We start from the raw sequence: 13,416 nt of genomic DNA, 5'->3' as shown, positions 1-13,416 counted from the left end.
AAAAATTGCTTATATTTGCAACATACATTTAAATAACGTTATTATTTCATTTAATCTCTTAGCAGAACTATGCAGAAAAGATTACTTTTCTTGGTTACGTTGTTGCTTGCCATGACAACAACCGTCATGGCACAGATTACAACATCAGGAATCAGCGGCAAGGTAACGTCTCAGGGCGAGGATGTCATCGGGGCTACCGTTACGGCGACCCATGTGCCATCGGGAACAGTCTACCGGGCTGTAACGAACATTGACGGCCGCTACACCATCCAGGGCATGCGTGTGGGCGGTCCGTACAAGGTGTCGGTCGCTTACGTCGGCCAGAAGACGAAGACGTTTGAGAACGTGACGCTCCGCCTCGGCGAGACGGAAGAACTCTCCTGCTCGCTTCAGGACGACTCCAAGGAACTTCAGGAAGTCGTCGTGACAGGAAGTGCCGGTGTCAACGCTACGAAGACAGGAGCGGCAACGAGCCTTAGTTCCAAGCAGATTGCCGATATGCCGAGCATCACTCACGGTATTGCCGATGTGGCACGCCTCAATCCGCAGCTGACGACCTCCAACAACGGTGCCATGTCGTTCGCCGGAACGAGCAACCGTTACAATTCCTTCATGATTGACGGTGCGGCCAACAACGATGTCTTCGGTCTTGCTGCCGACGGTGCCAACGGCGGTCAGGCCGGTGCCCAGCCTGTTTCCATGGAGACGATTGAGCAGATTCAGGTGAACGTCGCACCTTTTGACGTCCGTCAGGGTGGTTTCACGGGAGGTGCCATCAACGCCATTACCAAGAGCGGAACGAATGTATTCCACGGCAGTGTCTATGGTTTCGGCAACAACCAGAACCTCATCGGATCCAAGTATCCTCTCGCCGACGGCGGCTATGCGCCCAAGTACAACAAGCAGCAGGAGTACAATGCCGGCATTACCTTCGGCGGCCCGATCATCAAGGACAAGCTCTTCTTCTTTGCCAACTATGAGAAGACCAACAAGACCTATCCGAACCTTTACACGCTCGGAGCGGAGTCATCTGCTGTCGATGCCGCCAAGGCCAGCGATGTACTTGCGAAGATTGCCGACCTTGCACAGCGTCAGGGAGTGAATTATCCCACGGCTCTCTCTACCGAGGATATTTACACAAGGAGCGACAAGGGCGGACTGAAACTGGACTGGAACATCAACGAGACCAACAAGGCCACCTTGCGCTGGAGCATCGTCAGTGCGTCCCAGCTGAACAACGCCGGTTCGCGCAAAGCCCTCAACGGCAGCAGCTATGCTTATCCGTTCAAGAGCGTGACCAACTCGTTCATCGCCGAGCTGCAGAGCCGTCTCTCTCCGTCGGTGGCCAACGAGGCGCGTGCCAGCTATGTACGCGTGAGGGACAAACGTGACATCAACGGCGAATATCCGAGCATTTCCGTCAACAATGTCGGCGGCGGTTCCGTCAACCTGGGCATCGAGCGTTCCTCCATGGCCAACCGTCTGGACCAGGACATCTACACCCTGGAGGACAACCTTACCTGGTACAAGGGCAACCACACCTACACCTTCGGTACGCACAACGAACTGTATAAGTTCACGAACCTCTTTCTCCAGGATCTTTTCGGCAGCTATACCTTCAAGAACTACGATGCTTTCAAGAGCTACTACGATGATTATGTCGCAGGGACGATAGACCCCGCGAAGTCCTACCTCAACCAGTACCGTTACGGTCATGCCAATACGGATGTGACAGGCGACCCGAGGTGGGAGGCTTCCTTCGGTGCGGCACAGCTGAGTTTCTATGCGCAGGACAAATGGGACGTTTCCAACAATTTCCAGCTGACTTACGGACTCCGTATGGACATGCCGGTCATCTTTGACACGCCGACGGCCAATGAGCCGTTCAACCAGTATGCCGAGACGAGAGGATGGAACGTCAAGACCAATCAGAAACTGTCAAGCACGCCGCTCTGGAGTCCGCGTGTAGGCTTCCGCTGGGACATCAACCACGACCACAGGTTCATTCTCCGCGGTGGTGCCGGCGTGTTCACCGGCCGCATACCGTTCGTATGGATCAGCAACAATTACTCCAACACGGGCATCCAGCTCTCCACCTACAATTCCTATAAGACCAACGGACTGGATCTGCTGCTCGACCCGAACGCACAGGAGGCCAATGCCTCGAAGCTGAAGGCGACCGGCAGCCAGACCATCAACGTCTACGACCGTCACTTCAAGTTCGCACAGAACCTCCGCTTCAATCTCGGCTTCGACTTCAACGTGCTGGGCATCAACTGGACAGCAGAGGCCATCTACTCGAAGACACTGAACGACATTCTCTACCAGAACCTTGCCTACGAGCAGACCGGCAAGACCTACGGCCAGGTCTACGGCAGTGCAGGCGCACCGGTCGAGGACAACCGGCCGCTCTTTGCCAAGACGACGAACGGTACGCCTTTTGCCAACATCTACAAGCTGAGCAATACGTCGAAAGGTTACACCGTGAACCTGAGTCTGAAGGCGGAGAAGCATTTCAACTTCGGTCTTGACCTCATGGCAAGCTACACCTGGGCACGGTCCATGAGTGTGAACAACGGCGGCTCTTCCGTTGCAGAGAGCAACTGGAGATTCAACTACACTTACCGGAATTCCAACGACCCGGAACTCGGCCGCTCCGCCTATAATGTGCCTCACCGGCTTCAGGCTTCCGTTTACTATCACGCAAACTACGGATCCAAGAAAGAGTGGCAGACCACGGTCGGACTGATCTATCAGGGACGCAGCGGCTCGCCTTATACCCTCTATTACTACGGTGACGTCAACGAGGACGGCGCCAACGGCAACGACCTGTTCTTCATCCCGACTGATGCGCAGATTGACAAAATGCGTTTCGACGAGACCGACTTCTCTGCCAATGCGCTTACGAAGGCCGTGTTCGGCGAAGGCTTCACGGCTCCCAAGCTGACGGAGGACATGCAGCGGCAACTGATGAAGTACTGGATCGGCAACGACTCGTACATGAAGAAGCACCGCGGAGAGTTCTACAAGCGTTATGCGGACAATCTCGCCTTCGAGCATCACTTCGACGTACACCTCGCACAGAAGTACAGCTTCAAGGTAGGCGGACAGATGAACTCGCTCGAACTGAGCTTTGACATCATCAACGTCGGCAACCTGCTGAACAAGGACTGGGGACATACCCATGGCGACGGCTTCGGCGTTTACTACAGTCCTGTAAACTACCAGAAGAACGGTCATTACCAGTTCACCGGCGGCTATGCGACACGTGATTACAGCGACTATTACAGCCGCTGGCGCGGTCAGGTCGGCTTGCGTTATACTTTCTGATCTTCAGAAGAGACAAAATGAAAAAGCAGAAACTCCGGCCGGAGTTTCTGCTTTTTTTCTGCCTCTCCGCCGAAGGAAGAAGCATTCTTTCTCTGTCCGGCGTGTTATTCAATATTTTTATGTAATTTTGCCGGAGAGAAATTCAGGCAGGTTCTGGAAATCACCTTTGACGGTTTTTTGCCTTTCAGGCGGGCTGGTTCTGCTTTCCTCTTGCAGGTGCAGGGCGGGCTGTGCGGCTGGGAAAGAAAGCTGAAGACGCCTTATGAAGGCAAAGAACTTAAAGGGCAGGAAAAGCCCCTGTCAGCGATAGACCAACGTGGCGTTTTTAGGATATGCCTTAAAAAGGAAGCATTATGATCATTGATTTTGACAGGATTGCCGAAGCGCATATCGAAGGATTCAAAGGCGGAAAAGGCCGGCTCGACGTGCGGGCCTATGTGGACGAAAAGGCACGCATCATGTATTCCACCTTGCGGCCGGGTGCCAGCAGCGGCCGCCATCAGCATACGGGTACGTTCGAGGCGATGTATGTCCTCAGCGGAGAGCTGACCGTCCATTATGACGATACGACGGAGACGGCGAGGGTAGGGCAGGTGCATTATTGTCCGGAAGGACATTTCCACTGGTTCGAGAACCGTACCGACCACGATGTCGTCTATCTTGCCATTGTCCCGGCACTGCGGTGACATCATCCGTCAGCCGAGTTTGAAAGCAAGACGAAAAGTAGTCGTCCCCCCGACGTTAGGCAGCACTGTCCGTTGCTCCCGGTCGTCGGGACGGGTGTTCCCGGCCGCTGGGAACAGCGGTACCGGCCGTCGGGAACCGGATTCCCGACCGGTCGGGAATCCCTGTCCCATGCGTCCGCGCGGGGAGAGACACCGACCGGCGCATCCGTCTCCGCCTTTCCCGGCTCCTGTCTGCCATGCGGGTCGGACTGGCGAAGCGATTGACTTTCAGCAAATAGTTGGCTGTCTTTTGGTTTTTTTTGAATTAAAATGTTGCATAGTCGCTTATAATTAGTAACTTTGCAATTCAAATCCATAAAACGTTTTATAATGGCTGGTACAAAACAGATTAAGACCGCTCTGATCTCGGTTTTCCACAAGGACGGACTTGAGGACCTGCTCAAGAAGCTGGACGAGGAAGGCGTGAAATTCCTCAGTACGGGCGGGACGCAGGAGTTCATCGAGTCGTTGGGTTACGAATGCCGGAAGGTGGAGGATGTGACGACCTATCCCTCCATCCTCGGCGGACGCGTGAAGACCCTCCACCCGAAAGTCTTCGGAGGAATCCTCGCGCGTCGTGACAACGAGGGCGACCAGGCGCAGATGCGGGAGTATGACATCCCGGCAATCGACCTTGTCATCGTGGACCTTTATCCTTTCGAGCAGACTGTGGCGAGCGGTGCCAGTGCCGAAGACATCATCGAGAAGATCGACATCGGCGGTATCTCGCTGATACGTGCCGGCGGCAAGAATTTCAAGGATGTCGTCATCATCCCGAGCAAGGCCGAGTACCCCGTGCTGCTTCAGCTTCTCAATACGAAGGGGGCGAAGACCGACCTGGAAGACCGCCGGATGTTTGCCGAGCGTGCCTTTGGGGTCAGCAGCCATTACGACACCGCTATCCATGAGTGGTTCGCCACGGAATAGCCCTGTTTGAAGAACGGAATATACACTTACAAAATATACATTGATTAATGGGATTATTTTCATTTATCCAGGAGATTGCTATGGACCTGGGAACGGCGAACACGATTATTATCAGTGATGACAAGATCGTCGTTGACGAGCCGTCTGTGGTGGCATTGGACCGTCGTACGGACAAGATGATTGCCGTGGGCGGCGATGCCAAGATGATGTACGAGAAGGAACATCCCAACATCCGTACCATCCGTCCGCTGCACGACGGTGTCATCGCCGACTTTACCGCCTGCGAACAGATGATGCGCGGACTGATCAAGATGGTGCACAGCGGCAACCGCTTCTTCTCTCCGTCGCTGCGTATGGTGATCGGCGTTCCGTCAGGCTCTACCGAAGTAGAGCTGCGTGCTGTCCGCGATTCAGCCGAACATGCGGACGGCCGTGATGTCTACCTGATCTTCGAGCCTATGGCAGCGGCCCTCGGCATGGGGCTTGACGTCGAGGCGCCGGAAGGCAACATGATCGTCGACATCGGCGGAGGCAGCACCGAGATTGCCGTGATTTCCCTGGGAGGTATCGTATGCAACAACTCCCTCCGTGTGGCCGGCGACGACCTCACGGCGGACATTCAGGAATACATGAGCCGCCAGCACAACGTGAAGGTCAGCGAACGCATGGCCGAGCGCATCAAGCTCCACGTGGGGTCTGCGCTGACCGACCTGGGCGAGGAAGCCCCGGAAGACTATATCGTCCACGGCCCTAACCGCATCACGGCCCTGCCGATGGAGGTTCCTGTCTGCTATCAGGAGATTGCCCACTGCCTTGACAAGACAGTCGCCAAGATCGAGAACGCCGTGCTCTCGGCACTCGAGAACACGCCGCCCGAGCTGTATGCAGACATCGTGAAGAACGGCATCTACCTCAGCGGCGGCGGTGCGCTGCTCCGTGGCATCGACAAGCGGCTGACCGACAAGATCAACATTCCGTTCCATATCGCTGAGGATCCGCTGCACAGTGTGGCCAAGGGCGCAGGCATTGCATTGAAGAACGTAGACCGTTTCTCGTTCTTGATGAGATAACAGACCGACGTTCATGCACAATCTGACAGAATTCCTTGCTAAGTACAAGCATTGGTTCTTGTTCGTTGCCCTGGAAGTCTTGAGTATGGTTCTCCTGTTCCGATTCAATGACTATCAGGGCAGTGTGTGGTTCACATCAGCGAACTATTTCGCCGGGCTGGCCTACGAGGCGAGCTCGAAGGTGACGTCCTACCTGACGATGGGCGAGGCGAACGAGCAGCTGACCCGGCGCAATCTCGAGCTGGAGCAGCAGGTGAAGGAACTGTCTTCGCAGCTTTACGACCGTACGAAGGATTCCACCTTCCTGCACCGCGGGCAGTATCGTTTCCTGTCGAAGTTCCGTCTGATCCAGGCGAAGGTGGTTGCCAATTCACTCGACCGCCCCGACAACTTCATTACCATCAACAAGGGAACGTGGGACGGGGTGCGCAAGGACATGGGCGTGGCATGCGGCAACGGTGTCGTAGGCATCGTCTATATGGCGGGCATCCACTATGCTGTCATCATTCCGGTGCTGAACTCGAAGTCGAACATCAGCTGTTCCGTTCAGGGGCGCGACTACTTCGGCTACCTCCACTGGAACGGAGGGGCCAGCGACGTGGCCTATCTGGACGATGTGCCCCGACATGCCAAGTTCAAGCTGGGCGACCGCGTCGTGACGAGCGGCTATTCCTCTGTGTTCCCGGCGGGGGTGCTGGTCGGCAGGATCAGGCACGTCTATAATTCGGAAGACGGTCTTTCCTACCGGCTTCAGATACAGCTCTCCACTGATTTCGGCAACCTCCGTGATGTCTGCGTCATCGATGATGCCTCCGTCAGGGAGCAGCGGCAGGTCATCAGGGCGGCGCAGGATTCCATCCGGCCGCTCGAGGAGCAGAATGCCAGTCAGGGACAGTAGGCGGTGGCCGGGCGGCGGTATGCCGGGCGAAGGATAACCTTGGGGCCGGCTCTCTTCCTGTGGGCTGAAGATCTTACGGCGGGTTCTATGAAGTTCCTTCGATGGATTCCCGCCTCTTGGCAGACGGATGCTGCCGCTCTGCCTGAAAGCCGTACGGCGGACGCCGCGGCTGAAAGGGAAGTGGAAGCAGCCGAACCGGATGCAGTGCAAGGCACGGGAAGCGGCCGGTATTCATATCAGCAGCAGCCGGATGCGGAGTTTTTAGAACATGCCGGACATGAGGCATTGATTCCCTTTGAATTAGAATAGACAGAATGAATGTAGATTTCCTTAAACGTTTGTTAGGGTTTGCCGTCCTGACGGTGGCACAGGTGTTTGTTCTCAACCACATCCATCTGTTTGCTGTCGCCACGCCGTTGCTTTATGTCTATTTCATCCTTCTTTTCCCGCGCGACTATCCCCAGTGGGCGATCCTGCTGTGGGGCTTTCTGATGGGCGTCATCATTGACGCTTTCTCTAACACGCCGGGAGTCGCCGCCGGGTCGCTGACACTGACGGCGGCTCTGCAGCCCTTTGTGCTGCGTCCTTTTATCCCTCGTGACAGCAGCGAAGATTTCCAGCCCGGCATGGACACGCTCGGCATCCCACAGTACACGTGGTATGCCGCCATTCTCATCCTGATATACAATGTGGCCTTCTTCTCGTTGGAGATGTTCAGCTTCTTCAACGTGCTGGAATGGCTGCAGTGCATCGGCGGCAGTTCGCTGCTCACACTGATTCTTATTCTTGTAGTCGAGAACGTAAGGAGGCGGTAGGATATGAAAGATTACAATCTTGAGAATCGCCGCCTTGTGCTCAGTGCGGTCGCCATCGGCATCGTGGCGATCTATATCGTACGTCTTTTTGCGCTTCAGATAGCCAGCGACGACTATCGGAAGAGCGCCGACTCGAATGCTTTTCTGAAGAAGATCGAGTTCCCCTCGCGCGGTTCGATCACGGACAGGAAGGGCAGGCTGCTGGTCTACAACCAGCCGGCCTACGACATCATGGTCGTCACCAATGAGATGGCCGGCCACCTCGATACGCTTGAGTTCTGCAAGGCTTTGAATATCAACAAGGCCGACTTCATCAACCGGATGCTCAGCATCAAGGACCGGAACAAGAACCCCGGCTATTCCCGCTTTACCCAGCAGCTCTTCCTGAGCCAGCTGAGCGACAAGGAATTCAGTGCCTTTCAGGAGAAGCTCTATCGCTTCCCCGGCTTCTACATACAGAAACGCAGCGTCCGCCAGTATCAGCGTCCTGTCGCCGCACACGTGCTCGGCGACGTGGCGGAGGTGAGCCAGAGCGACATAGAGGAAGACGACTACTACCAGCCGGGCGACTATATCGGAAAGATGGGCGTCGAGCGTGAATACGAAAAGGACCTGCGCGGACGCAAGGGTGTGCAGATCCTGCTCCGCGACGCCCACGGCCAGATACAGGGACGTTACCAGAACGGCAAGTACGACCAGCGGCCGCACCCCGGACGTGACCTGCAGCTCGGCCTTGATGCCGATCTCCAGGCACTCGGCGAACGGCTGATGGAGGGCAAGCTCGGCGCCGTCGTGGCGATCGAGCCGAAGACAGGACAGGTTCTGGCGATGGTGTCTTCGCCGACCTTCGATCCCCGGGCGATGATCGGCAAGCTGCGCGGAAAGTACCAGCACGACCTTACGCTTGACCCGGCGAAACCTCTGCTCAACCGTGCCATCATGGGACAGTATCCCCCGGGGTCGACATTCAAGACCGGTCAGGCCGTCACGTATTATACGGAGGGAATCATCTCCGATTCTACCCGGTATCCCTGTCACCACGGTTTCTATTTCAAGGGACTGCACGTAGGCTGCCACAGTCATCCGTCCCCGCTCTCGCTGGTCCCCGCCATCAGCACTTCCTGCAACAGCTTCTTCTGCTGGGGACTTTACCACATGCTCTCCAACCGCCGCAAGTACAGGACACTCGACGATGCCATGGATGTCTGGCGCGACTACATGGTGTCCATGGGATTCGGATACAAGCTGGGCATCGACCTTCCCGGTGAGAAGCGCGGGATGATTCCGAATGCGAAGTTCTACGACCATGCTTTCAAGACGTGGAACCCGCTGTCGGTCATCTCCATCTCCATCGGACAGGGCGAGGTGAACCTTACGCCTCTGCAGATCGCCAATCTCGGTGCAACGATCGCCAACCGGGGCTATTACGTCACGCCGCACGTCGTGCGCCGTATCCAGGGGAAGCCGCTCGACCGCAAATACATGGAACGCCATCGGACGAAAGGAAGCGTCCGGGCCTATCAGGAGGTGATAGCCGGCATGATGTCTTCCGTACGCGGCGGAACCTGTGCCCATGCCGTTCATCCCGGTTACTCGCTGGCGGGAAAGACGGGTACGGCGCAGAACCGCGGCAAGGACCACTCCGTATTCATGGGTTTCGCACCGGTCGATACGCCGAAGATTGCCATTGCCGTCTATGTGGAGAACGGTGGCTTCGGTGCCGAGTTCGGTGTGCCGATCGGGTCGCTGATGATCGAACAGTACATCAACGGGAAGCTGACCGAAGGCGATGCCGCCAGGGCGGCCGCCATCCAGAAACGCCATATCTCCTATCCGTTCAAGCGGCCGCTGTCGCATGCCGACTCCCTCCGTCTGGACTCCATAAAGCGTGTGAACATCATCCGTGATTCGCTGAAGATGGTCAGGGAGAAGCAGGACCGGGAAGAAGCCGACAGGGCAAAGGAGGCGCAGGCGAAGAAAGAGGCGGAGGAGAAGGAGAAGAACAAGCAGCCGCAGAACGACCCTGCCATCCGTGTCGAACCGGAAGAACTGGTCAGGCCGGAGAAGAAAGACAAGGACAGAGACAGGGAAGGCGACAGGAAGGAAAAGGAGAAAGAGAAGGACAGCAGGGACTCCCGCAAGGAGCGCAAAGATAAAAGTAAGGACAGGTCGAAGGACAAGGGGAAACCGTCCAAAGACAAGTCGAAAAGCAAGGAGAACGTAAACCGTGCCAAGTAATTATACAGCAGACAGACAGCCCGGGGTGCTCCGTTCGCTGGACTGGTGGACGATAGGTATCTACATCGCACTGCTCGTCTTCGGATGGGTGAGTGTCTGCGGTGCCAGTTATACGTATGGCGACACCGAGATCTTCTCGCTGGCCAGCCGTTCGGGCATGCAGGTCGTGTGGATCGGCACGTCCGTCTGCCTGGGCTTCGTACTTCTGATGATGGACGACCGCTTCTACGATACCTTCGCTTACATTATCTACGGCCTTCTCGTGCTGTTACTCTTCGCCACCATCTTCAATCCCCACAGCATCAAGGGGTCGCGGTCGTGGATAGTCATGGGACCGCTCCGCCTGCAGCCTGCCGAGTTCGCCAAGTTCGCCACCGCCCTGGCGATCGCCAAGTTCATGTCGGCCTATGGTTTCACCATGAAGAACTGGAAACACTTTGCCGGGGCCTGCGGCATCATCTTCCTGCCGATGCTCTGTATTGTAGGACAGCGGGAGACGGGCTCCGCCCTTGTCTATCTGTCGTTCTTTCTCATGTTCTACCGGGAAGGAATGCCGGGGTCGTTCCTCTTCATGGGGCTGGCGATGGTCGTTTACTTCGTGGTCGGCATCAAGTACGAGGAGGTTCTGCTGTGGGATACGCCCACCTCTGTGGGCAAGTTCGTTGTCCTGCTGCTTGTCCAGATTTTCTCGTCGGTCATGGTGTGGGTGTATGTGGGCGACAGGGGTAAGACGCGCCTGCTGCTCGCTTATGTCTTTGGTTTCACCGCACTGGCGCTGCTCTTCTCCGAGTTCGTCATTCCTTTTGATATCGTCTGGGTACAGCTGGTGTTGTCGGCCGGTGTCATCGGTTATCTGGTCTACAACGCCCTGAACACACGCTTTGCCAATTATTTCTATATAGCATTGTTCGCTTTGGGGTCGATAGCTTTCTTCTATTCGGCCGACTATGTGCTGAATGATGTCATGCAGCCTCACCAGCGTGTGCGCATCAACGTCCTTTTGGGTCTTGACGAGGATCTGGCGGGAGCAGGCTACAATGTCCACCAGAGCGAGATTGCCATCGGGTCGGGCGGCCTGCAGGGCAAGGGATTCCTGAACGGTACGCAGACGAAACTCAAGTTCGTGCCGGAGCAGGATACCGACTTTATATTCTGTACCGTCGGCGAGGAGGAGGGATTCCTCGGGTCGGCTGCCGTGCTCATCCTGTTCCTCTGCCTTATCCTGCGGCTGATGTATCTTGCCGAGCGGCAGCCTTTCAAGTTCGGGCGGGTCTATGGCTATTGTGTCGCGGGGATTTTCCTGTTCCATCTTTTCATCAATGTCGGAATGGTGCTCGGCCTGACGCCTGTCATCGGCATTCCGCTGCCTTTCTTCAGTTACGGCGGTTCCTCTCTGTGGGGCTTTACCCTGCTTCTCTTTATCTTCCTCCGTATCGATGCCGGGCGCAACCTGATCCGGCAATAGAAGCCATGGGCCGGGGACGGAGACCAAGGCTATGGCCGCGGCAGCAAGATACTTCAATGGCCAGACATGACAACGGCATGATTGCCCCTACGACAGGGAAGTCAGACGGCTAAAGTTCGGGATGCCTACGCTGCATCCGTGTCTGCCCAATACAGATTCAGTAAGTTTCTCAAAACCCGACTTTGAAAAAACATCCATGATGTGATAGATTCCTCAGAAAGGAGTGATATTCTCGTTTTTAATTGCTACCTTTGTCATGTCAGTTTTTTGCTTGCTTGTTATGTTTGCAGCACCAAGATCGGTGAAAATTCTGACGCATCCAAGTGTTTTGAAGACTTTGTTTCTCTGCCACTTGGATTCCTTACATGATTGTACACTGCGGAATTAGGGGAAAGGACAGGGTGCGGTTCCAGAAGATGGACAAAGAAAGAATTAAAGGAATTAAAAGAAACAGGAAAAGTAAAGGGTTACGAAGGACATCACATTAATAGTGTAAAAGGACATCCAGAAGATGCTGGTGATCCGTCAAATATTGAATTTGTGAAGAAAGGTGGAGAACATCTTAGTAGGCATAAAGGTAATTACAGGAATCCATCAAGTGGGAAGAAAATCAATAGAGATTAAATCAACTATTGTCAAATTCTTCATTTTTAATGATGAGCCTTTATCATAAATAGTATAGCGTATATAGAAAAACAGAATATGAATAAAACATATAGGGATTTAATTTATAGATTTCAGAACCAGGGTATTGAAGAATCCCAATCCACCGGTGCAATCCTTATAGGAAAAGCGCCCCATATAGCCCCCGAGGCTTGGCTAAACACCCTGTATCCTCCGCTAAGTAAGAACGATGTCCAAGCATTGGAGAAAGAATTGGGCATGGAAATTCCCATCGATTATAAAAAATTCTTGTTAGATGTAAGCAATGGGTTAGACATATTGGCTGGAACCTTTTGTTTAGACGGGTTAAGAAGAAACAATAAAAGAAGCACTGATGAAAGCCGCCAACCGTTTTCGATTATTACGGCAAACATTCGGGAAAGACCTCGAAATGCCGCAGACGACCATTTCTTTATAGGCGGTTATGACTGGGACGGTTCTTATCTTTATATAGATAAAAGAACAAGCACCGTGCACTATTGTGATAGAGACGATGCAACCTCCCTATTCCAATGGGAAACGTTCGAGCAAATGCTTATATCAGAGTTAAAGAGGATATACTCACTGTTTGATGAGAGGGGAAGAAAAATAGATGAAGACCTTTATACCACCCCAATTAAAAGGTAATATAAAGCCTCGTGATATTAGTCATATAAGGGTATCAGTGAACACCCATACAAGGGTATTGACGAACACCCATATAAGGGTATTAACAACGGGTATACAATAAATCCGAATCGGAAACGTTATTAGAGTATATAACATAAAACGTAAGCATCCAATATTCGCCGTCTTTTTCCGATATGTTTTGTTTCCTACCTTTGTGCAAAAAAAAAATATGTTTGCACTCAACGAAACAAATGTTTATCGTGTTTGTTGTACTCCTGTTGATATGCGTCAGGGAATCCTCCGCTTATGTCAATTCGTACGTGGTAATGACTTCAACCCTTCTGACGGCTGTGTCTATGTGTTTTAAGTAGATGTTGAAAAACACTTTATATCATATTTTTTGCGTACCTTTGTGCGAACATATAAAAGAAGTACAACTATCGGAAAGATCAAGATTATAGAACTGACAGACAAAGAGCGTCTTCAGTTGGAGGAGGGCTTCCGTCGTGGTAAGAGTCATTCCTTCCGTATGCGTTGCCGTGCCATACTGTTGAAATCCAATGGCCTAACATCAAAAGACGTCGGTATTCAAACAGAAATGACAGACATATCAGTGAACTCATGGGTGAAACGGTTCGAGTGTGAAGGTGTCACGGGTCTGGATACACGTCCCGGG

General features: G+C 53.8%; 10 protein-coding genes. All 10 read left to right on the top strand.

The window, feature by feature from the left end:
• Positions 1-69: 69 nt before the first annotated feature.
• The 10 genes from HMPREF9141_RS01615 to HMPREF9141_RS01570 all read left to right on the top strand — a co-directional run bounded on the left by HMPREF9141_RS01615 (position 70) and on the right by HMPREF9141_RS01570 (position 12,758).
• Entirely contained in the window at positions 70-3,330 is a 3,261-nt protein-coding gene (locus HMPREF9141_RS01615; protein WP_007366659.1) for a TonB-dependent receptor, read from the top strand.
• A gap of 353 nt (positions 3,331-3,683) precedes the next feature.
• A complete protein-coding gene (locus tag HMPREF9141_RS01610; RefSeq protein ID WP_007366657.1) occupies positions 3,684-4,016 on the top strand; it encodes a cupin domain-containing protein in 333 nt (110 codons plus the stop codon).
• A 369-nt stretch (positions 4,017-4,385) separates the two neighbouring features.
• Entirely contained in the window at positions 4,386-4,982 is a 597-nt protein-coding gene (locus tag HMPREF9141_RS01605; protein WP_007366655.1) for a bifunctional phosphoribosylaminoimidazolecarboxamide formyltransferase/IMP cyclohydrolase PurH, read from the top strand.
• Between the two features lie 47 nt (positions 4,983-5,029).
• A complete protein-coding gene (locus HMPREF9141_RS01600; RefSeq protein WP_007366654.1) occupies positions 5,030-6,052 on the top strand; it encodes a rod shape-determining protein in 1,023 nt (340 codons plus the stop codon).
• A gap of 13 nt (positions 6,053-6,065) precedes the next feature.
• Complete coding sequence (mreC, locus tag HMPREF9141_RS01595) at positions 6,066-6,950, top strand: rod shape-determining protein MreC (RefSeq protein ID WP_007366653.1); 885 nt, start codon at positions 6,066-6,068, stop codon at positions 6,948-6,950.
• Between the two features lie 314 nt (positions 6,951-7,264).
• Positions 7,265-7,765: a rod shape-determining protein MreD gene (mreD, locus tag HMPREF9141_RS01585; RefSeq protein WP_007366651.1), complete on the top strand. Its 501-nt coding sequence runs from the start codon at positions 7,265-7,267 to the stop codon at positions 7,763-7,765.
• A 3-nt stretch (positions 7,766-7,768) separates the two neighbouring features.
• On the top strand, positions 7,769-10,003 hold the full coding sequence (locus tag HMPREF9141_RS01580; protein ID WP_007366650.1) for a penicillin-binding transpeptidase domain-containing protein: 2,235 nt from the start codon (positions 7,769-7,771) through the stop codon (positions 10,001-10,003).
• Positions 9,993-11,468, top strand: coding sequence for a rod shape-determining protein RodA (gene rodA, locus HMPREF9141_RS01575; protein ID WP_007366649.1), 1,476 nt, complete (start codon positions 9,993-9,995; stop codon positions 11,466-11,468). Before HMPREF9141_RS01580 ends, rodA begins: the two co-directional genes overlap by 11 nt.
• 369 nt (positions 11,469-11,837) lie before the next feature.
• On the top strand, positions 11,838-12,092 hold the full coding sequence (locus tag HMPREF9141_RS12560) for a hypothetical protein (RefSeq protein WP_007366648.1): 255 nt from the start codon (positions 11,838-11,840) through the stop codon (positions 12,090-12,092).
• Between the two features lie 78 nt (positions 12,093-12,170).
• A complete protein-coding gene (locus tag HMPREF9141_RS01570; protein ID WP_007366647.1) occupies positions 12,171-12,758 on the top strand; it encodes an SMI1/KNR4 family protein in 588 nt (195 codons plus the stop codon).
• Positions 12,759-13,416 lie beyond the last annotated feature (658 nt).

The organism is Prevotella multiformis DSM 16608 (assembly GCF_000191065.1).
GTDB classification, from domain to species: Bacteria; Bacteroidota; Bacteroidia; order Bacteroidales; family Bacteroidaceae; genus Prevotella; species Prevotella multiformis.
Note: the sequence above shows the minus strand (reverse complement) of the source record. Positions and strands in the feature narration are given on the sequence as shown.

Excerpts from the sequence above, each read along its gene's own strand:
- HMPREF9141_RS01600 (WP_007366654.1), top strand. The coding sequence starts at position 5,030 with ATGGGATTATTTTCATTTATCCAGGAGATTGCTATGGACCTGGGAACG.
- HMPREF9141_RS01580 (WP_007366650.1), top strand. The coding sequence starts at position 7,769 with ATGAAAGATTACAATCTTGAGAATCGCCGCCTTGTGCTCAGTGCGGTC.
- HMPREF9141_RS01570 (WP_007366647.1), top strand. The coding sequence starts at position 12,171 with ATGAATAAAACATATAGGGATTTAATTTATAGATTTCAGAACCAGGGT.
- HMPREF9141_RS01615 (WP_007366659.1), top strand. The coding sequence starts at position 70 with ATGCAGAAAAGATTACTTTTCTTGGTTACGTTGTTGCTTGCCATGACA.
- mreD (WP_007366651.1), top strand. The coding sequence starts at position 7,265 with ATGAATGTAGATTTCCTTAAACGTTTGTTAGGGTTTGCCGTCCTGACG.
- HMPREF9141_RS01610 (WP_007366657.1), top strand. The coding sequence starts at position 3,684 with ATGATCATTGATTTTGACAGGATTGCCGAAGCGCATATCGAAGGATTC.
- mreC (WP_007366653.1), top strand. The coding sequence starts at position 6,066 with ATGCACAATCTGACAGAATTCCTTGCTAAGTACAAGCATTGGTTCTTG.
- HMPREF9141_RS01605 (WP_007366655.1), top strand. The coding sequence starts at position 4,386 with ATGGCTGGTACAAAACAGATTAAGACCGCTCTGATCTCGGTTTTCCAC.